Source organism: Devosia sp., from assembly GCF_965229025.1.
Lineage (GTDB): Bacteria > Pseudomonadota > Alphaproteobacteria > Rhizobiales > Devosiaceae > Devosia_A.
In genome coordinates, this window is sequence record NZ_OZ245853.1 from 2,891,442 (window position 1) to 2,911,781 (window position 20,340).

The window sequence follows — 20,340 nt, forward strand, 5'->3', positions numbered from 1 at the left end:
TCATCTCCGCTGGAATTCGGGGCTCATCAACATGAGCGCGAGGCCCTGGGCCGGGGATTCGGCGCGGGCGATGGTTTGGGCGGTGGTCCGCGAGAGTCGGCTGCCGAGCACGGCTTCCGCGACTGCGCGCGGGTCGACGTCACCGGCTGCGGTTGCCAATGCCTGGGCGATATCGAGCCGGTTGGTCATGGCGTCGGGCGCGAGCCAGGTGGCCGTGTCGTCGGCAAAGCCCGCCGGCGAGGGCGGGTTCATCAGCGGCTGGCCGAGCACGGTCAGCGCCTGCAAAAGGTCGGCCGGCTTGGGCGAAACGTTGAGCGCCCGGAGGCTCGCATAGAGGAACTCCTGCGGGGTGCGGAGTTTTGTCTGCGGCGTCGTCCAGGCGGCATCTGCCTCAACAAGCGCGCGGGTCACCGCCTGCAGGTCGCCATCGGTGTCGGTGAACACCTTGGCCAGCGCCGCGACCAGTTCGGGTGGCGGCACATCGGCGATAAAGCTGCGCACCAGCTTGGTGGCGATATGGGTGGCGGTGGCGGGGTGCGTCGCGAGAAGATGCAGCGCCGCCAGCCCCTGCGCCTCCCCCTTCTGGTCGAATGCCTGCCCCAGGAGCGTCTGTGCGCCCGGCTCATGCGCCGCGCCATTGAACTGGAATGTGCCAAAACCCTTGGGCCGCTTGTCGTTCCGCCCCGTGCTCCAGCCGGTGAGGATTTTGGCCAGGCTCGTCACGTCGGCCTGGGTGTAGCCGCCATCGACGCCGAGGGTGTGGAGCTCCATGATCTCGCGCGCATGGTTCTCGTTCAGCCCCGCCTCGCGCTTCTGGCCGGCTCTCGAATCCGGCCCGATCGAGGTGGCATTGTTGAGGTAGATCAACATCGCAGGGTGGCGCGTCGCGGCGAGCAGCAGGTCTTCGAAGCGGCCAAGGATGTTGGACCTGATCGCCTCGCGTTCGAACGGGCCGACCAGCGCCTTGAGGATCCCGCCATTGTCGCTCTCGATGGCAAAATGGTTGGCCCAGAACATGGTGAGCCGCTCGCCCAGCCCGATCGGCGCCTCCGCCAGCCGCGCAATCCGCGCCGGCAGTTCGATCCGCAGGGTGTAGTTGCGCAACATGTCCGCAATGTTGGCATCGAGCCGCGTGTTGGCCTTGCCGGGCTTGTTTGCCTTGCCCTTTTTCCCCGGCGCCATCTCGGTATCGGTCATCGCATCGGGGGCCATCGCGTCATCGGGCGCCATCGCATCAGGCGCATCGGGCTTCGCGGCATCAGCCGCGCGCTGGTCCTTCCGGGTCTGTTTGAACTCGCGATACTGGGTCAGCGCGGCGACGGTATCGACGAGCTTGCCGCCCTCCAGCACCGCCACCTTGGGGTTCGCGATTTCGGCAAGCAGCCCGGCGCGGGGATCGGCCAGGCCGTTGGCGGAAGCGCTCAGATCGCCCTGGCGCGGCCCGAGGCCGAAACGGGTGAGGGCAATGATCTGTTCGGTATTGGTCATTCTCGCTCCTCGCAATCCTCGTGGATGCTGGAGCAGAGCTTGCGGCGCAAATGGGGGCCCGCCGCGTTCCAAATAAGGCGCGGGCGCGGCGCTTCAGTTACGTTTTGTTACAGAGCGCCAACCAGATCGGCCGCATCCAGCGCATAGGCGCGGCCAAACCCGGCATTGAGCGAGGCGCCCTCGACTTCAAGCCGAAAGAACCGGAAATCCCCCAGCCCGACATAGAGCGCCGCCTTGGGTTGGTGCGCGAGGTAGAGCGGTTCGATCCGCGCGTGCTCATCACCCGGCCGCGCAATCTCGCGGGCCCGGCACTGGATCGAGAGCCGCGGATGCGCCAGCGGATCGCCCTTCCCCACCACCCCCACCAGCAGCGAACAGCGCGGATCAGCCAACAGCGCCTGCGTATGCGCCGCCAGCCGTGAAATCAAAATCGCCGGCGTGCCGTCGGTATCGGCCGCGACGCCAACACGTGTCGCCAACGGCCAGCCGGTCGCGGGGTCCAGCGTCGCCAGCGCGGCATGGGCGGCCGTGCTCACCAGCTCGCGCGCCAGCGCAATGGCATCGGCGGTGGTGTCGAGAATGACGCGCTTTTCGACTTCTGCCATGGCGAGTATCCTAAGTTCGCAGCTGGGTACAATAGGCTGGGACGATAGGCAATCGCGGTGCCGGCGCTCTTTGTCGCGTCCTCCCAATCAGCTAAGGTCCGCCTCCGACCAGCTCTGGACTCACCTGATGCATCTCGTACTCGTTGACGGCTCGACCTTTATTTTCCGCGCGTTTCATGCGCTGCCGCAGCTGACGCGCAAGTCGGATGGGTTGCCGGTGGGGTGCGTGGCCGGGTTCTGCAACATGATCTTCAAGCTCACCGAGGATCTGAAGGGCGACGATGCCCCCACCCACATGGCGGTGATCTTCGATTATTCGTCCAAAACCTTCCGCGACGAGATCTACGCCGAATACAAGACGCACCGGCCGCCGGCGCCGCCGGAGCTGGTGCCGCAGTTTCCGCTGACCCGCGCCGCCACCCGCGCCTATGGCCTGCCCTCGATCGAGATGGAGGGCTGGGAGGCCGACGACATCATCGCCACCTATGCGCGGATGGCGCGCGCTGCCGGCGGCAAGGTGACGATCGTTTCGTCCGACAAGGACATGATGCAGCTGGTTGAGCCCGATGGCTCGATCCGTATGCTCGACACCATCCCCCGCCCCGGCCAGCCGCCCTTGCGCTGGATCGGGATGGATGAGGTGTTCACCAAGTTCGGCGTCACGCCCGACAAGGTGATCGAGGTGCAGGCGCTCTGCGGCGATGCGGTGGACAATGTGCCGGGCGTGCCGGGGATCGGCATCAAGACCGCGGCCGAGCTGATCAACACCTATGGCGACGTCGAAACCCTCCTCGCCCGCACCGCCGAGATCAAGCAGCCGAAACGCCGCGAGGCGCTGGAACAGAATGCCGAGCTGGCGCGGGTCTCGAAGAAGCTCGTGACCCTCAGCCAGCAGGTGCCGGTCGAGCTGCCGCTCGAGGCGCTGGTGCGGACGCCGATCGCGGCGGCCTCGGTGTTCCCGTTCCTCAAGGCGATGGAGTTCACCACCATCACCAAGCGGCTCGCCGGGCTGCTCGATGCGGACCCCGACGCCTGGCCGGCGGACCCGGCATTTACCGCAGCGCCCCCGGCCCCGGTGGGCTTTGACAATACTGCCCGCGCCGAAGCGCGCGCCGCGCGGCAGGCGGCCGATGGCACCGGCGAATCCGCCACCGTGCTGCACCAGCGCCAGGTGCACGCTAGGATCAAGGCGATCCAGCTCGATCATTCCAAATACGAAATCATCCGCGACGCGGCGCACCTTACGCGCTGGATCGACGCCATCCGCGCCACCGGGATCGTCGCCACCGACACCGAAACCACCGGGCTCGATAACCAGGTGGCGGACCTGGTCGGCATCTCGTTTTCCACCGCGCCAGGCAATGGCGCCTACCTGCCGCTCGGCCACACCACCGGGCAGAACGACATGTTCGGCGGCGGCCGCGCCGAGGGGCAGATGGACCTCCGCGAGGCGATCGAACTCCTCAAGCCCGTCTTCGCCGACCCGGCGATTCTAAAGCTCTTCCACAACGCCAAGTACGACCTCGGCATTCTGAACCGCCACGGCATCGAGGTCGCCGCGCTCGATGACAACCTCCTCATCAGCTACGCGCTCGATGGGCCGCAGTTCAACACCATGAGCGAGCTTTCCGATCACTGGCTCGGCCATACCGGCCAGACGATCAAGGAGCTGATCGGCTCGGGCAAGACGCAGATCACCTTCGCGGAAGTTTCGATCGATGCCGCCGCGAAATATGCCGCCGAAGATGCCGATCTCACCTTCCGGCTCTGGGAAGTGCTGAAGCCGCGGCTGGCGGCCGAAAAGATGACGACGCTCTACGAAACCATCGAGCGGCCGCTTGCCCCGGTGCTCGCCCGCATGGAGGCGCGCGGCATTTCGGTTGACCGGCAGATTCTCGCGCGCCTCTCGGGCGATTTCGCGCAGCGCGCCGCCGCTTTCGAGGCGGAGGCCTATGAGCTGGCGGGCTCCAACTTCAACCTCGGCAGCCCCAAGCAACTGGGCGAAATCCTGTTCGACCGCATGGGGCTCCCCGGCGGCACCAAGACCAAGACCGGCGCCTGGGCGACGGGTGCCGATGTGCTCGAAGAGCTGGCCGCCAAGGGGATTCCCTTGGCGCGTACCATTGTCGACTGGCGCCAGCTCACCAAGCTCAAGGGCACCTATACCGACGCGCTCCCCACCTATATCAACCAGCGCACCGGCCGGGTCCACACCACCTATTCGCAGCATTCAGTGCTGACCGGGCGGCTGAGCTCGAACGATCCGAACCTCCAGAACATTCCGGTCCGCACCGAAGACGGCCGCAAGATCCGCACCGCCTTTGTCGCCTCGCCCGGCCACATTCTGATTTCGGCGGACTATTCGCAGATCGAGCTCCGCGTTCTCGCCCATATCGCCGATATCGAGGCGCTGAAGGATGCGTTCGAGGAAGGGCTCGATATTCACGCCATGACGGCGTCGGAAATGTTCGGCGTGCCGGTCGAGGGCATGCCCAGCGAAGTCCGCCGCCGCGCCAAGGCGATCAATTTCGGCATCATTTACGGCATTTCCGCCTTCGGGCTCGCCAACCAGCTGGGCATCGAGCGCAGCGAGGCGGGCGAGTACATCAAGACCTATTTCGCCCGCTTCCCCGGCATCCAGGACTACATGGCCGAGCAGCGGCGCAAGGTTAAGGCCGATGGGTTCGTTGAAACCCTGTTCGGCCGCAAGGTGAACTTCCCCAACGCCCTGAGCTCCAACCCGGCCGAACGCAGCTTCGTCGAACGCGCCTCCATCAACGCCCCCATCCAGGGCACCGCCGCCGACATCATCCGCCGCGCCATGATCAAGATGGAACCGGCGCTGGACGCCGCCGGCGTAAAAGCCCAGATGCTGCTGCAGGTCCACGACGAACTGATCTTTGAAGTGGAACAGGGGACGGAGGACACCGCGCTACCGGCGATCGTGAAGACGATGGAAACGGCGAGCGAGCCGGCGGTGCAGCTGACGGTGCCGATCAAGGTGGACGCGCATGCGGCTAGGGATTGGGACGGGGCGCACTAGGGGAAATAACGAATCGCGATAAGGTTTCCGAGCTCAATATCTTGGAGTCTTCGGTGGCCGCCCTTACGTCGATCGTGCTTTCTGACTTTAAGAAGTTTGCCCACTACACTGTATCGTGCAGGTCAGCTAACGTTCTCGTCGGACCCAACAATGCGGGGAAATCCTCGTTGCTGGATGCCCTGCGTGTATTAGCGGACGTCTTGCGCTACTCTCGACAGCAGCGACCCGAGTTGCGAGCGCAGGGTGAAGATGGCGTATGCGCGACCTACGTCCTTCCGGATCGCTCTCTCAGCATTCCGATTGCGAACACCGTTCGTAACTACGGCAACGACTATGCTCGGCTAGAGTATCGCGTCTCGAACGGTGCCAAGTTAGTATTTCGAGTTCATCCGGATCATGGTTGCTACGCGCACATAGTCGTGGAAGGCAATCCTCCAAGAACTAGTACCGCGTTTCGGTCCGCATTGGACCTCAACGTGATTGTCGTACCTACGCTTTCTGCTTTGGAGGAAGACGAGAACTACGTCACCGACGAGACCGTTCACCGGAACGAAAACACTCGCTTAGCCAGCCGCAGCTTCCGCAACATTGTGTTCCGGCAGAAAGACGATGAATTCGACCGTTTCCGATCACTCTGCCAAGCCGGATGGCCTGACGTGAATGTACAAAGACCAGAAGTGCGACGTGGACACCCTGCTCAGGTGACTATGATGTACGCGGAGGACCGTATCGATAGAGAGGTATACTGGGCTGGCTTCGGTTTTCAGGTCTGGATGCAGATGATGCTACAGTTCATGAGGGCAGATGTTAATTCAATATTGGTTTTGGATGAACCAGATATCTACCTGCACGCAGACCTACAGAGAAAGATACTCTCACTGTCGAAGGAGAATTTCTCTCAGTTTTTTCTCGCCACTCATTCGACCGAGATAATAAACGAAGCTGATCCCGGGGATGTCCTAATGATCGACTCCGGCGGCCGCTCGGCTAGGAGGGTCAGCACAGATGATGGCTTCAAGCGTGTTTACAATTATCTAGGCTCTTCGGAGAACGCAGAGTTTGCTCGGGTCGCTCGCGCGAAACGTATTGTATTCTTCGAGGGTAAGGATCGAGGGATCGTTCGCAAACTTGCTCGCAAGGCAGGTTCGGCTGGTCTCCTAGACGACCCCTACACCATCTACCTGCAGGCTGGGGGGTTTTCGCAATGGAGACGCATCAAGGAGATCGATTGGGCGCTACATGAGATATTTGGGATTGATGCCAAAATCGGCGCCTTGTTCGACAGGGATTATAGGTGTGATGAGGAGGCAGCAGATTTCTCAAAAGATCTTGCGACAGAAGATCTTTGGGTCGGGGTGCTTGGCCGTAAGGAAATAGAGAACTACGCGCTCGCCAAAGGGCCGCTTGTACGCACTATAGTTTCGCGAGTGACCGAAAGGGGGGGCCGGATCACGGAGGCACAGGCCGAAGCATTGTTGGTGGAGTGCTCCCAGCAGTTCCGCGATGGCTGCATGGCACAGCAGCAATCGATGTTCTTGTCGTACCATAAACCTCTTCGAAAAGACCTGGACGATGCGACACACCTATCCATCGCGATGACACGGTTTAACCAGCTGTGGGATAATTTGGATACGCGATTCAGGATCGTTCCAGGAAAAGACTATATCGCGACATTATCTACTCGGTTGCAGAAGGAATTTGGGGCGTCAGTAACTATACACCAGATTATTGACGAGATGGCCGCCTCAGACGTGGATTCGGAGCTTGTTGGCAAGTTGAGCTCTCTGGCAGCCTTCTTCGCCGCCGACTAGCTGCTCGCCTTTATCCCACGCCAGCCTCCGCGTCGTGCGTCGCTGCCTGTCCAGCGCCTCACTCCTGCCCATCTTTGCCCACCAGCATCCCCCATGTTCGCCCATTTCCTCGCCGCCCAGGCGCCGATCTATGTCACTGCCCTCGCCGAGCTGCGGGCGGGGGCAAAACGCTCGCACTGGATGTGGTTCATCTTTCCGCAACTGACGGCGCTGGGGCGCTCGGCGACGGCGCAGCGCTATGGGCTCGAGGGGCTTGCGGCGGCGCGGGCGTACCTCGCCGATCCGGTGCTCGGGGCGCGGCTGAAAGAGTGTGTCGCCACCGTGCTGGCGGTCGAGGGGCGGTGCGCGCACCAGATCTTCGGCACCCCCGACGACCTCAAGTTCCGCTCCTCAATCACCCTCTTCGAAGCCGCTGCCGAGGATGCGGACAAACCGCTCTTTGCTGCGGCGCTGGAACGGTATTACGGCGGCGTGCGGGACCCGCTGACGGTTGATCTGGTGGGGTGAGGGTGATCACCTCGCGGGCTTTCGATCGCGTGGCACCCCCACCCTCAATCCCTCCCCACAAGGGGGAGGGAGGCGCAAGGGCCTGAGACTTTTGGAAGGAAGGCCCCCTCACCCGCCGCTTCGCGGCGACCTCTCCCCCGAAGGGAGAGGTGACGAGGTGGCGAGATCGTGCCTCAGCTTACCTCTCCTTCTGGGGGAGAGGTCGGCCCGCAGGGCCGGGTGAGGGGGCCTTTCTCTTCACGTGCCAGGGCTAGGACCCTCGCCGCGCTGCGGCCCTCCCCGCAACAGCACCCAAACCCGCGACCCGAAGAGAGCCTGCACTTATCCCCGCCCTTTCCAGCGGGTGTATTCTCCCGCTGTCTGTTGCACAGCGGCGCTCGCGATGAACGAACGGCGGCAGATGCCGGGAGCCTTGGGAGTCGTCCCCTGGCGGCAGGAGATGTGAGCACCCGGGCTGGACCTGCATGGCAGGCGGCATTGCTTCCTCACCTCCCCTGGCCCAAAAGTTCCGGCGGTTCCGGCGAGGCGACGGCCTTTTTTACTGCCGTCCACCCGCGTGGCCTGAGCCTCGCCGGACCCCGCTCATCCCCTGAAAACCTCGATGGCGCGAGCCAGTCGGGCGCGTTCGGTTACGCTTCATTCATCGGATATAAAGCTTTCTTTATATCTCAATTGATCGAACGGCCCGGCTTCAGTATAAGGCGGGCAACAGCAGGATGAACGGAGACAGGCCCATGGCCAGCAACGACTACGTGGTTCGGGACATTGGTCTCGCCGATTATGGCCGCAAGGAAATCGGCATGGCCGAGATCGAAATGCCCGGCCTGATGGCGATCCGCGAGGAATATGCCGCGGCCCAGCCGCTGAAGGGCGCCCGCATTGCCGGCTCGCTCCACATGACGATCCAGACCGCCGTGCTGATCGAAACGCTCGTGGCGCTTGGCGCCGATGTGCGCTGGGTCAGCTGCAACATCTTCTCGACCCAGGATCACGCCGCCGCCGCCATCGCCGCCGCCGGCATCCCGGTCTTTGCCAAGAAGGGTGAATCGCTCGAGGAATACTGGGATTATACCGACCGCATGATGGAATGGCCGGGTGGCCAGACCCCCAACATGATCCTCGATGATGGCGGCGACGCCACCATGCTGGTGCTCACCGGCGCCAAGGCCGAGACCGATATCTCGGTGCTCGATAATCCGCATTCGGAAGAAGAAGAGATCTTCTATGCGCTGATCAAAAAGCGCCTCAAGACCGACCCGAAATTTTACTCGACCATCCGCGCCAATATCCGCGGCGTGTCGGAAGAGACCACCACGGGCGTGATGCGGCTTTACCAGCTGCAGCAGAAGGGCGAGTTGCCCTTCCCTGCCATCAACGTCAACGACTCGGTCACCAAATCGAAGTTCGACAACAAGTACGGCACGCGGGAATCGCTGGTAGACGCCATCCGCCGCGGCACCGACGTGATGCTGGCGGGCAAGGTCGCCATCGTTTGCGGCTATGGCGATGTGGGCAAGGGCTCGGCGCTGTCGCTGCGCGGCGCCGGGGCACGCGTCCTCGTCACCGAAGTTGATCCGATCTGCGCGCTGCAGGCGGCCATGGATGGCTATGAAGTGGTGACGCTCGCCGACGCCGCACCGCGCGCCGATATCGTCGTCACCGCCACGGGGAACAAGGACGTCGTCACGCTCGACGATATCCGCAACCTCAAGGACATGGCGATCGTGTGCAATATCGGCCACTTCGACAACGAGATTCAGGTGGCGGAGCTCCGCAACTACAAGTGGATCAACGTCAAACCTCAGGTCGATATCGTCGAGCTGCAGCCGGGCCGTCGCATCGTGCTGCTCTCGGAAGGCCGGCTGGTCAATCTCGGCAATGCCACGGGTCACCCGAGCTTTGTGATGAGCGCCTCGTTCGCCAACCAGACGCTGGCGCAGATCGAACTCTGGACCAACGGCAAGGGCCTTGCTCCGGAAGTGCACGTTTTGCCCAAGCACCTCGACGAGAAGGTCGCGGAACTGCATTTGGCCAAGCTCGGCGCCAAGCTGACGAAGCTCTCCAAGCCCCAGGCGGAATACATCGGCGTTCCCACCGAAGGCCCGTTCAAGTCGGGTCAGTACCGGTATTGATCGCGAAACTCGCGGCAATCCCTTCTCCCCTCCGGGAGAAGGTGGCCGACAGGCCGGATGAGGGGCCTACCCTCACCACCAATCTCATCGCCCGCCCCGTGCGGGCGATCTGCATTTCAGGGGAAAGCACTGCGAAGCGGCGGCGCGTTAACCAATTGTTCACTGTTCGGACTCGGGTCAACTCCCTTTGTGCATGTCATCCCTGCCCTACACATACAATTTGACTCTTTTTGCGCGATTCCACGCCCGGTATGGTCTGGTGATTCGCTGGTTACGGGTTTTGAGCCAGGCGGGCACGTGACGATCCAATTGGGGGCTCGGCGCGTCAGTGAGTAAGGCGTTGGCGCGTCTCCGCGATTTCGCGGAGATCGAACGGCCGCAAATCGGTATAGGGGCAATGCATGGGGCCGGAGCGTATCCGGAACGATCGGGGATTCGTGGGACTGGGTGCCAGTCTGGTCACCCTTCTTTCCGCCTCACCGGCCCTGGCGCAGGGCGTCGCCGTCAACATGACGGCAGGCGCAGCGCCCCTGGCCGTGGCGCTCGGCGCCGCCGGCTGCGCGCTCCTTGCCACGGCGCTGATGCGCCGCAAGCTCCGCGACACCAAAGCCGCCCAGCTCAAGTCTGCCGAACAGATCGCAGGCCTCCGCGCTCTCGTTGATGAGTACGAAGGCCTCCTCTCAGGCTCCCGCGAAATCGTCGTGCTGTGGACCGATCACGCCAATGGCCCACGCTTCCTCGGCCAGGCCAGCGCACTGCTCCCCCCCGGTCGCCGCACCGAAGCGGTGCTGGATTTTGCCACCTGGCTCACTGACACTGACGCCGATGCGCTGGCAAAAGCCATCGAAGGCCTCCGCGTCGGCGGCCGCAGTTTCGAAGTGACGCTCAAGGCGCGCGACGGCCGCGTTGTCCGCGCCTCCGGTGCCCTCGTCGGCAACGGCGCGGCCCTGAGGCTCCGCCCGGCGATGAACCAGCCGGGCACTGAACTCGCCGTCACTGCCCCTGCCGCCCAGCCGCCCGCTCCCATCAACGACAATGCGACGGCCCGCACCGTGCTCGGCAGCCTCGGCAAACCGGCGTTCCTCCGCGATCAATCGGGCAAGCTGGTCTTCGCCAATGCCGCCTATCACGACCTGGCGCGGGTGCTTGGGCGCAAGAGCAGCGAAAGCCAGCCGGCGGAACTGCTCGATTTCGGTCTGCTGCAGCGCAACCGCGCCATCCTCGGCGATGCGCGCCGCCCGCAGACGACGCTGGTGACGCTCGGCGACGCTGGCAATTTCGAAGTGGTGGATTTCCCCATCAGCGGCGGCTCGGCCGGCTACCTCCAGCCCAAGACCGAAGCCCCGGCGCGCGACAGCGGGCTCAACCACCTCTCGGCCATCATCGATGCGCTGGCAACGCCGATCGCCATCTTCAATGCCGCGCGCGAACTGGTGCAGTTCAACCGCGCCTATTGCACGCTCTGGGGTCTCGACCCCGACTGGCTGCGGCTCGGAATGGATGAGCGCGCCGTGCTCGACCGGCTCAGGACCGACGGCAAGCTGCCGAACGAGCCGGACTACCAGAGCTGGCGTGCCCGGCACCTCAGCTCCTATCAGCTGAAGGCACCCAAGGAACTCGAGCCCTGGCACCTGCCCGATGGCCGAACCGTGCAGGTGATCGCGGCGCCCGCCGGCCCCAAGGGCGGGGTGATCTATGTGTTCGAGGACATCACCGACCAGCTCAACCTCAAGAGCCAGCACAAGGCCGTGCTCGACGTGCAGCGCTCGACGCTGAACGCGCTTTCCGAGGCAGTGGCGGTGTTCGGAACAAACGGACGGCTGACGCTCTCCAACCCAAAACTCTCGACGATGTGGAAGCTCCCCACCAACCTCCTCGCCGCGAGCCCGCATATCGACCAGATCGCCGGGGCGGCAGCCCAGGCGATGCCGGAGGATGCGGCGACGATCTGGCGCGACCTGAAGCGCGCCATTATCGACCTCAACCCAACCCGCTCCGACCAGAAGGGCCGGATCAGCCGCGCCGACGGCAAGCTGATCGATTTCGCCATCACCCGTCTGCCTGACGGACAGACGATGATGACCTTCCTCGATGTGACCGAGAGCGCGAACTACCAGCGCGTGCTCAAGGAAAAGAACGACGCGCTGCAGACCGCCGACCGGCTGAAGGACGCGTTCGTCCAGAACGTTTCGTACGAGTTGCGTTCGCCGCTCACCAACATCATCGGCTTTGCCGATCTGCTTGCTTCGGGCACAGCCGGAGCGCTGAACGAGAAGCAGCACAGCTACACCGACTATATCCGCTCATCGAGCGTCACGCTCGGCGTGCTGATCGACAACATCCTTGATCTCGCCACGGTGGATGCCGGCATTGCCGAGCTCCGGCCCGAGCACCAGGATGTGGCGGCGCTAGTGGAAAAGGCGCGGGCAGGCGTCCTCGCGACGTTCCCGGAGATCGACGGGCAGCGCTCGATCAACCTCAAGGTGGTGATCGAACCCGATCTGCCGCCGTTCATCGCGGATGGCACGCGCATCGTGCAGGTGCTTTACAACCTCCTCAGCAATGCGGCGCGGTTCTCGGAGCCGGGCGGCGAGGTCAAGCTGATCGTTTCGGGCCGCACCGGGCGGATGCAGTTCACCATTGAGGATGATGGGGCGGCGATGAGTGATGAAATGCGGGCTGCGATCCTTGATAGGCCGGAAGGCGCCAGCACTTCGGCGCGCCAACGCGGTGCCGGGTTGGGCCTCGCCATCGTAAGGGCGTTTGTGACTCTGCATGGTGGCACGATCAGCGTCGAACGGCGCGAACCGCGCGGCAGCCGCGTCATCGTCAGCCTGCCGAGCGATGCCGCGATGGCAGGCGCGGCGGAGTAGGCTTTGCGTCGCGACACGGCCTCGGCTATGCGATGACGATGAGCGCGACCCTCGCACCGCTGTTTCTTGCCGATGACGCCGCGACGGCAGCGTTGGGACAACAGCTTGCAGTGGCGCTGAAGCCGGGTGACCTGGTGATGCTTGAGGGCGACCTCGGCGCGGGCAAGACCGCACTGGCACGGGCGGTGATCCGGGCACTGGTGAGCGATGCCAGCCTCGATGTGCCGTCGCCGACTTTCGCGCTGGTGCAGCCCTATGAGTGGCCGCGTGGCACTGTTCTTCACGCCGATCTCTACCGCATTGCGAGCGAGCGCGATGTCGACGAACTGGGGCTATTCGATAGTCCCGATGCCATCGTGCTGGTCGAATGGGCGGAGCGGTCGCACGAGGTGATGGCGCGGGCGACGGGGGCTGTTCGTCTCACCATTCCGGCCGACGGCGCAGGACGTCACGCTGAGATCACATTTACGGACGGACGCACCTTCTAGCGTGCTGGACATCGGTGAGGGCGGAGGGTCATATCGCCGCCATGCGCCGCGACTCGCTATTTTCTATCGCACCGGACACCCCGTTCCTCGCGACGCTTTGCGATCGCGTGCTGGATGGCACGCTGCTGGGCGGGTGGCCACAGAGCGGGCCGTTCTGGCTCAGCGATGTCACCATCGTGCTGCCGACACGGCGCGCCCGGCTGGTCCTTGCGGATCTGTTCGCCAAGCGCCTGGGCGGCGCGACCCTGCTGCCCGATATTCGCACCTTTGGTGGCGAACAGGCAGAGGAGGAGCCCTTCCTGCCGCCCTTCGATGCGCCGGTGCCGCTGACACCGGTTTCGCCTCTTGCCCGCACCCTGACGCTGGCCCGGCTGGTCGATGCCTGGGCGCGCACCGAGGAAGGGAGCGAAGTGCTGGCAGCGCCGCCGAGCGCGGCAGAAGTTCTGGGCCTTGCCCGCAGTCTGGGAAGCGTTCTTGATGACCTGACCATCGAGGGCAGCACCCTCTCGGCCCTCGACGACGACACAGGGAAACCGGAGCTTGCCGCCAATTGGCAGCAGACCAAGAAGCTGCTGTCGATTGCGGTGGAGGTATGGCCGGCGATGCTGGCAGCACGGCAAGAGGCCGATGCAGCGTCGCTTCGCAACGACAGGCTGCGGCGGCAGGCGAAAGCTGCCAAGGCATTTTACGGCGACCGCCCGGTCATTGCGGCGGGCTCGACGGGCTCCATTCCGGCGACGGCGGACCTGCTCGCGGCGATATGCGAATTGCCGCGCGGAACGGTGGTGTTGCCGGGGCTCGATACGAGCCTCACCGCAGAGGGCTTTGCGCAATTGATTGACCCGGCACACCAGCCCCACGGCCACCCGCAATATGCGCTGGCGAGCCTGGTGCGGCGATTGGGCACCAGCCCGTCGGAAGTGCGCGAACTCGCGCCGGCGATTGCGTCGCGAACCCGACTGGTGCGATCGGCACTGACGCTGGCGACGCAGACCGGCGCCTGGTCGGGCGAGCGTGCGCAGTTGGCCGATCATATCGCAGAAGCGACAGCCGGGATCACCGTGCTAGCAGCACGTACGGTAGACGATGAGGCGCGGGCTATCGCGATCGCCGCCCGTGAGAGCCTCGCCAATGGGCAGACGGTGGGGATCGTGTCGGCGGACCAGACGCTGTCGCGACGCATTGCGGAGGAGCTCAAGCGCTTCGATATCGAGGTGGATGACGCGGCAGGCACACCGCTGTTCCAGTCGGCTGCGGGGCGCCTGGCGCGGCTGGCGTTGAACGCTGCCGTCACACAGTTCGCTCCGCTCGACCTCATGGCGCTGCTGCAAATGAGGGCGGTCTGCCTTGGCGGCGAGCGAGCCGAAGTGGCACGCACGGCTCAGTTGATCGATCTTGGTCTGCTGCGTGGGCAGCGGCCGGCGGTCGGACTTTCGGGATTGCGGGCGGTGCTGGCCAGCAATGTAGAAGGTCGCACCAGGCGGCCGGCGCGCAAGCTCAGCGCCAGTGATGGCGAGGCGATTGCCGGGTTGCTCGACCGGCTGGAAGGCGCGATAGCGCCCTTGAGCGCCCTGTTGCAGCGCAAGCAGATTCAAGCTGCCGAACTGGCGGTAGCGATTGGAGCGGCGGTCAACGCTCTGGTCAGCGGCGCGACTGCCTTGCCCCCTGGCATGGCCGAGTTGCTCGCCTGGAGCGCGGAACTGGCGTCGCTCGCTGACGAAGGCCCGAGCTTTGCGCCCACGACGCTGAATGCCGTGCTGGCCGCCTTGATGGGCGGCAGCAAGGTGACGAGCCCGGTGCCAAAGCGCGACGATATCGCGATCTGGGGCCGGCTCGAGGCGCGCCTGATGAACCCGGACCTGATGATCCTTGCCGGGTTGAACGAAGATATATGGCCCGAACCGGCCAACCCGGGACCTTGGCTCAGCCGCGGCATGCGGCTGGCCGCGGGGCTTGAGCCACCAGAAAAGCAGCAAGGGCAAGCGGCGCACGACTTCGAGATGGGGATCGGCAACGCCAAGGTTATTCTCGCCTATGCGGAACGGCGCGGCACGTCGCCCGCCCTGCCCTCGCGATTTCTGCAACGGCTTGCAGCGTTCGTTGGGGAGAGCGCTATGCGGACGATCACCGCACGTGGCCAGCACTACCTCGATCTGGCACGGGCTGTTGATCTGGCGCCGCGCGAACCGGTGCCGGCGACACGCCCCCTGCCGCGCCCGCCGGTCGAGAAGCGACCCAAGAAGCTCTCGGTCACAGAGGTCGAGACGCTGTTTCGTTCGCCCTACGATGTCTACGCCAAGCATGTGCTGGGGCTGAGGAAACTGCCGCCGTTGGGCGAAGCACCGGATGCGCGCGAGCGGGGCTCGATGATCCATGATGTGTTCGACCGCTTCGTCAGCCAGGGCTATGACTTCAGCGCGGGCAACGCCTACGACACGCTGATGCGCATGGCGGAGACGGCGTTCAGCGGGCTCGATGCCATCGGCGAGCGCCGCGATATCTGGCTGAAGCGCTTCGAGCGGGCTGCAGAGGAATTCCTCGCCTACGAGCGCAACCGCTCTCCGCAGGTTGCGGCGCGCTTCGCCGAAGTGGAGGGGTCGTGGACCCTGCCGAGCGGGTTCGTTTTGACCGGCAAGGCGGATCGCGTCGACCAGTTGCACGATGGCACGCTGGAGATCCTCGATTTCAAGACGGGGAGCATTCCGACGCCGAAGGCGATGAAGGCCTTCGAGGCGCCGCAACTGCTGCTCGAAGCGGCCATGGCAGAGGCCGGGGCGTTTCCAGTAGTGATGGCCGCGCCAGCTTCGGCGCTGACGTATGTGAAGATCGGACTGGGACCGGAAGCGCTGGTCGCCTCGCCGTTCAAGCCGCGAGAGGGGCTTAGCGTCCCCGAAGCGGCCGAAGAGGTCTCCCGCCGGTTGCAGGGACATGTCGAAGCGCTGCTGCTGAGTGATGAACGCGTCATGGCGGCACGCATCCGGCCTGACGTCGCGCGGCGCTATCGCGGGGACTATGACCATCTGGCGCGCACCGATGAGTGGACGATTGCGGCGGGAGAGGACGAATGAGCGAGCGTCCGCTGTACAATCCGCTGCCGCGACAGATCATTCAGTTGCAGCAGCAGGCTGCCAACCCCGAGAGTTCGATCTGGGTGGAGGCCAATGCCGGCTCGGGCAAGACGCGTGTCCTGACCGACCGGGTGCTGCGCCTGCTGCTCGCTGGCGTGAAGCCGGACCAGATCCTCTGCCTCACCTACACCAAGGCCGCGGCGGCAGAGATGCGCCAGCGGGTTTCGGCGCGGCTGGCAGACTGGGCGCTGGCCGACCATGCGCACCTCGGCAAGGAGTTGTTCGACCTTCTCGACAGTGCGCCGCCCCCGGTGCTGCTGGAGAGGGCGCGGACACTGTTCGCGACGGCACTTGAGACGCCGGGCGGGCTCAAGATCCAAACCATCCACGCCTTCTGCGAAAGCGTGCTTCACCGCTTCCCCGTCGAGGCGGGTGTGCCATTCGACTTCAAGGTGGTGGATGACTACGAGCGCGAGACGATGATCCTTGAGGCGCGGGAGCGGATCATTGCGCGCGGCATCAACGGCGACCCGGCACTCTCGGGGCCGGTCGAAACGCTGTTCGACACGCTGAGCGACTTTGCCATCGCGGCGGCGATCGAGCTGGCGCTCAACGAGAATCGCAAGCTCAAGCAGGTACTGGCCGATCGCGATGGCGCCAAGCAACGGCTGCGCCGGCTGGCACGCTATGAGCAGGGCGCCAGTTCGGGTCATATCCGGTTGACCATCGAGACCGAGACGCTGTTGCAGCCGGGCGACCTGCGGCGCGTGATGGAGCTTGCCGGCGGGCAACCGCAGGGCAACCGTTTTGCCGACCGGGTGGCGCGGGGCAATGTCGACCGCCCGACGCAGGACGATCTGGTTGCGGCATTCCTCACCGACCAGGGTGAACCGCGGAAGAGCCTCTTGACCAAGGCGCTGGCGGACGCCCATCCCGCGCTCTTTGCCCGGCTCGAAGCCGAACGCGACCGGGTGCACCAGCTTTCCGGCGAGGTGGCCCGGGCCCTGCTGATCGAGCGCTCTGAAGCGCTCCTCGATGTGCTGGGTGCGATCTCCGATGCCTATGAGGCGGAGAAGCGGGCGCGCTCGCTGCTCGACTTTGACGATCTGGTGGCGCGCCTGTCGAGCCTCTTGCAAGACGCGGCGCAGGGGCCGTGGGTGCGCTACAAGCTCGATGGCGGGCTTTCCCATATCCTCGTCGACGAAAGCCAGGACACCAACCCCGAGCAGTGGAGGGTGATCGACGCGCTGGTGGCGGAGTTCTTCGAGGTTGGCGGCATAGAGAAGCCGCGCACCCTGTTCGCCGTGGGCGATGGCAAGCAGTCGATATATTCGTTCCAGGGGGCCGAGCCGGAGCTGTTCCGCGATTCCGGCGACCGGTACCGTGAGCGGGCAAGTCTGGCGCAGCGACCGTTTGCCAAGGTGCGGCTGCGGACCAGCTTCCGCACCCTTATGGGGGTGCTCAGCGCCGTCGATGCGGTGTTCCGCAACGAGGAGCGGCAGCGGGCGGTGCTCGAAGAGCTGACGATCGAGCACGCCACGGCGCGGCGCGACGAGGGTGGCACGGTGACGCTCTGGCCGCCGGTGCGGGAGGCCGAGGATGAGGTCGACCCGGCGCAATGGCCGCTCGACGTGCCGCGCGATCTTCGCAGCGCGGCGCGCCAGGTTGCTGAACGGATTGCGGCCGAGATCGCGAACTGGGTGCGGGAGCGGCGCCCGCTTGGCGCACGCGGCCGGGCGATCCGTGCTGACGATGTGCTGATCCTCGTCCAATCGCGATCGAGCCTGTTTCACGAGATCATCCGGGCGCTGCACCGGTTCAAGCTCCAGACGCCGGGCGCAGACCGGCTGGCGGTGACGGGGCATGTTGCGGTGCTGGACCTGTTGGCGCTGGGCGATGTGCTGCTCAATACTGGCGACGATCTGCAACTGGCCGCGCTGCTGCGCTCGCCGTTGTTTGGGTTGAGCGAGGATGAGCTCTACGACCTGGCGGAGCCCCGGGAGGGCAAGCTGTGGCAGGCGCTTGCGGCTTCCAGTGCGCCGCTGGCGGCTGCAGCCTATAAGCGGTTGCATGGCTGGCGCAGCCGGCTCGATTTCGAGCGGCCGTTCGAGTTCTTTGCCCAGGTGCTGCAGGCGGAGGGCGGGCTCAAGCGCTTCCACGGGCGGATGGGGCCGGAGGTCGACGACGTCTTCGCCGAGTTCCTCGAACTGGCGCTGGCGCACGAACAATCTGCGCAGCCATCGCTGCAGGGGTTCCTCGGCGCGATGCGGACGCGGGACGTGATGATCAAGCGCGAGCTCAATGAGCGCGGCGGTGGCGTGCGGGTGATGACGGTGCACGGGGCCAAGGGACTTGAGGCGCCGATCGTCATCCTTGCCGATGCGGCGAGCAAGCCGGATGGGCGGCAGACATCGCGGCCCGTGTACCTGCCCGTCAGCGCCCCGGGGCCGCTGCTGCTGCATGCCTCGAGCAAGGCTGACCATGTGCCCGAAACCATGGCGCTCCGCGATGCTGAAGCGGCGCGACAGCAGGCGGAATATTGGCGGAAGCTCTATGTGGCGATGACCCGCGCCGAGGACGAGCTCTATGTCACGGGCATGCTGACCAAGCAGGCCAAGCTCGACGGCACCTGGTACGAGGCGATCGAGTTGGCGTTGCGGCCCAAGAGCGTCAGCCTCAAGAACAGCGCCGGCGAAGAGACCGCGCTGCTCTACCCGGCAGAGCGCGTGAATGCGAAAGCGGCGCTGAGCGCCGATACGGTTATTCCGGACCGGATGCCCGCCGTTGAATTGCCGCCGCTGCCGCGGCCAAAGCTGATCCCGGTGATCCGCCCATCGCTGGCTGGTGCGGGCGCAGTGCCGGAGCGGGTGCTGGAGACGACGGCCGAGGCGGTGCGCGATGCTGAAGGGGCGCGGCAGGAGGGGTTGGCGCTGCACGCGCTGCTGCAGCATCTACCCCGCATCGAGACTGCCCAGCGGGAGGCGGTGGCCCACAAGGCCGTGGTTGCGCTGCTGCCCGACCGGCTGGAGCGGCATGTGGTCGTCGCTGAAAAGGCGCTGTCGATCCTCGGGCGGCCTGAACTGCAATCGCTGTTCGGCCCCGACAGCCGGGCCGAGGTGCCGTTTCTCACCGAGGCGAGGCGCGGTGGCGAGATGGTGCGGCTTGCCGGCCGGATCGACCGACTGGTGGTGACCGACCGGCAGGTGCTGGTGGTCGACTTCAAGTCGGACGCCGATCCGGCAAAAGACCTCGCTGGGGTACGCCCGGCCTACCTGATGCAACTGGGCCTCTATGCGCTCGTTGCAGGCCAGCTTTTCCCCCAAAGACAGGTGGAAACCGCAATCCTCTGGACTAGCTTGGAATCGCTGCTAAAATTACCTGGTTCCGCTTTGACTGAGGCGGTGCGCGGGTTCACCATCAAGTGACTTTCATTGAAGTCGCTCTGGACTCTCCTTAGCTTTTGGATCACACAGACCGCCGCTTTCAACCCAAAAGGCAAACTCATGACAACCCACGTTTCCGACGCCAATTTTGGCGAGGAAGTCCTGTCCTCTAAAGAGCCCGTGCTCGTCGATTTCTGGGCCGAGTGGTGTGGCCCGTGTCGCGCCATCTCGCCCGTGCTTGAAGAACTCTCTGCCGAACTCAAGGGCAAGGTGAAGATCGTCAAGCTCAACGTCGATGACAACCCGAACACCACCGTCAAGTACGGCGTCCGGTCTATCCCGACGATGATCCTGTTCAAGGGCGGCGAAGCCGCCGACATGAAGATCGGTGCGGGCACGCCCAAGGCCGGTCTCTCCAAATGGCTTGAGGGCCACGCTGCCTGAAGGCGCGACCCTTTCCGAGACTTCAAAACGCCGTCGGGTCATCCGGCGGCGTTTTTCATTTGAGCGCATGCTAGCGCAATCCTGTGCCTTCCCTTTGGCTGCGACTCCGCCTAGCTTCATCGTCAACTAACGATGAAAGAGTGAGAACCGCCATGTCGACCCACGTGAACGATGCCAATTTCGATGCCGAAGTGCTGCGCTCGAGCGAGCCGGTGCTGGTGGATTTCTGGGCCGAGTGGTGCGGGCCGTGCAAGGCGATGGACCCGATCCTTGAAGACCTGAGCCGCGAGCTCGCCGGACGGGTAAAGATCGTCAAGCTCGATGTCGACGGCAACCCTTCCACCGTGGTCAAGTACAACGTGCGCGCCATGCCGACCCTGATGGTGTTCAAGGATGGCGAGCCGGCGGACATCAAGGTCGGTGCGGGCCAGTCGCGCGTGCAGTTGATCAAATGGCTGGACCAGTTCGCGGCCTGACAACACCTTCGCGTCCTCTTCG

Annotated in this window: 12 protein-coding genes; 10 read left to right on the top strand and 2 right to left on the bottom strand. The window is 64.6% G+C overall.

The genetic code is table 11. The annotated features are described in order from the left end of the window. Entirely contained in the window at positions 1-1,488 is a 1,488-nt protein-coding gene (locus tag ACO06J_RS14045) for a DUF1800 domain-containing protein (RefSeq protein WP_421761344.1), read from the bottom strand. 107 nt (positions 1,489-1,595) lie between these two features. After that, a complete protein-coding gene (locus ACO06J_RS14050) occupies positions 1,596-2,093 on the bottom strand; it encodes a HugZ family protein (RefSeq protein WP_421761345.1) in 498 nt (165 codons plus the stop codon). Positions 2,094-2,220: 127 nt separating this feature from the next. Here ACO06J_RS14050 and polA point away from each other — a divergent pair, with 127 nt between their 5' ends. From polA to trxA (ACO06J_RS14100), 10 genes are all read left to right on the top strand, one after another. Then, complete coding sequence (gene polA / locus ACO06J_RS14055; RefSeq protein WP_421761346.1) at positions 2,221-5,136, top strand: DNA polymerase I; 2,916 nt, start codon at positions 2,221-2,223, stop codon at positions 5,134-5,136. A gap of 74 nt (positions 5,137-5,210) precedes the next feature. Beyond that, positions 5,211-6,947 (top strand): ATP-dependent nuclease, encoded by a 1,737-nt coding sequence (locus tag ACO06J_RS14060; protein WP_421762514.1) that lies wholly within the window; start codon positions 5,211-5,213, stop codon positions 6,945-6,947. Between the two features lie 93 nt (positions 6,948-7,040). After that, entirely contained in the window at positions 7,041-7,454 is a 414-nt protein-coding gene (locus tag ACO06J_RS14065) for a DUF1810 domain-containing protein (protein ID WP_421761347.1), read from the top strand. Positions 7,455-8,188: 734 nt separating this feature from the next. Then, positions 8,189-9,586, top strand: a complete 1,398-nt coding sequence (ahcY, locus tag ACO06J_RS14070; RefSeq protein ID WP_421761348.1) for an adenosylhomocysteinase — start codon at positions 8,189-8,191, stop codon at positions 9,584-9,586. 401 nt (positions 9,587-9,987) lie between these two features. Continuing rightward, on the top strand, positions 9,988-12,459 hold the full coding sequence (locus ACO06J_RS14075) for a PAS-domain containing protein (protein WP_421761349.1): 2,472 nt from the start codon (positions 9,988-9,990) through the stop codon (positions 12,457-12,459). Positions 12,460-12,497: 38 nt separating this feature from the next. Next, on the top strand, positions 12,498-12,947 hold the full coding sequence (tsaE, locus tag ACO06J_RS14080) for a tRNA (adenosine(37)-N6)-threonylcarbamoyltransferase complex ATPase subunit type 1 TsaE (protein ID WP_421761350.1): 450 nt from the start codon (positions 12,498-12,500) through the stop codon (positions 12,945-12,947). A gap of 41 nt (positions 12,948-12,988) precedes the next feature. Continuing rightward, positions 12,989-16,015, top strand: coding sequence for a double-strand break repair protein AddB (gene addB, locus ACO06J_RS14085; RefSeq protein WP_421761351.1), 3,027 nt, complete (start codon positions 12,989-12,991; stop codon positions 16,013-16,015). Further along, positions 16,012-19,440: a double-strand break repair helicase AddA gene (gene addA, locus ACO06J_RS14090; RefSeq protein WP_421761352.1), complete on the top strand. Its 3,429-nt coding sequence runs from the start codon at positions 16,012-16,014 to the stop codon at positions 19,438-19,440. The genes addB and addA overlap by 4 nt, the downstream gene beginning before the upstream one ends. A 78-nt stretch (positions 19,441-19,518) precedes the next feature. Next, positions 19,519-19,842, top strand: coding sequence for a thioredoxin (gene trxA / locus ACO06J_RS14095; RefSeq protein WP_421761353.1), 324 nt, complete (start codon positions 19,519-19,521; stop codon positions 19,840-19,842). Between the two features lie 152 nt (positions 19,843-19,994). Beyond that, positions 19,995-20,318: a thioredoxin gene (gene trxA / locus ACO06J_RS14100; RefSeq protein WP_421761354.1), complete on the top strand. Its 324-nt coding sequence runs from the start codon at positions 19,995-19,997 to the stop codon at positions 20,316-20,318. Positions 20,319-20,340: the final 22 nt, after the last annotated feature.

What these genes read in the sequence shown, in the direction of transcription:
- ACO06J_RS14045 (WP_421761344.1), bottom strand. Translation starts at nt 1,488, where the DNA reads ATGACCAATACCGAACAGATCATTGCCCTCACCCGTTTCGGCCTCGGG.
- ACO06J_RS14050 (WP_421761345.1), bottom strand. Translation starts at nt 2,093, where the DNA reads ATGGCAGAAGTCGAAAAGCGCGTCATTCTCGACACCACCGCCGATGCC.
- polA (WP_421761346.1), top strand. Translation starts at nt 2,221, where the DNA reads ATGCATCTCGTACTCGTTGACGGCTCGACCTTTATTTTCCGCGCGTTT.
- ACO06J_RS14065 (WP_421761347.1), top strand. Translation starts at nt 7,041, where the DNA reads ATGTTCGCCCATTTCCTCGCCGCCCAGGCGCCGATCTATGTCACTGCC.
- ahcY (WP_421761348.1), top strand. Translation starts at nt 8,189, where the DNA reads ATGGCCAGCAACGACTACGTGGTTCGGGACATTGGTCTCGCCGATTAT.
- ACO06J_RS14075 (WP_421761349.1), top strand. Translation starts at nt 9,988, where the DNA reads ATGGGGCCGGAGCGTATCCGGAACGATCGGGGATTCGTGGGACTGGGT.
- tsaE (WP_421761350.1), top strand. Translation starts at nt 12,498, where the DNA reads ATGAGCGCGACCCTCGCACCGCTGTTTCTTGCCGATGACGCCGCGACG.
- addB (WP_421761351.1), top strand. Translation starts at nt 12,989, where the DNA reads ATGCGCCGCGACTCGCTATTTTCTATCGCACCGGACACCCCGTTCCTC.
- addA (WP_421761352.1), top strand. Translation starts at nt 16,012, where the DNA reads ATGAGCGAGCGTCCGCTGTACAATCCGCTGCCGCGACAGATCATTCAG.
- trxA (WP_421761353.1), top strand. Translation starts at nt 19,519, where the DNA reads ATGACAACCCACGTTTCCGACGCCAATTTTGGCGAGGAAGTCCTGTCC.
- trxA (WP_421761354.1), top strand. Translation starts at nt 19,995, where the DNA reads ATGTCGACCCACGTGAACGATGCCAATTTCGATGCCGAAGTGCTGCGC.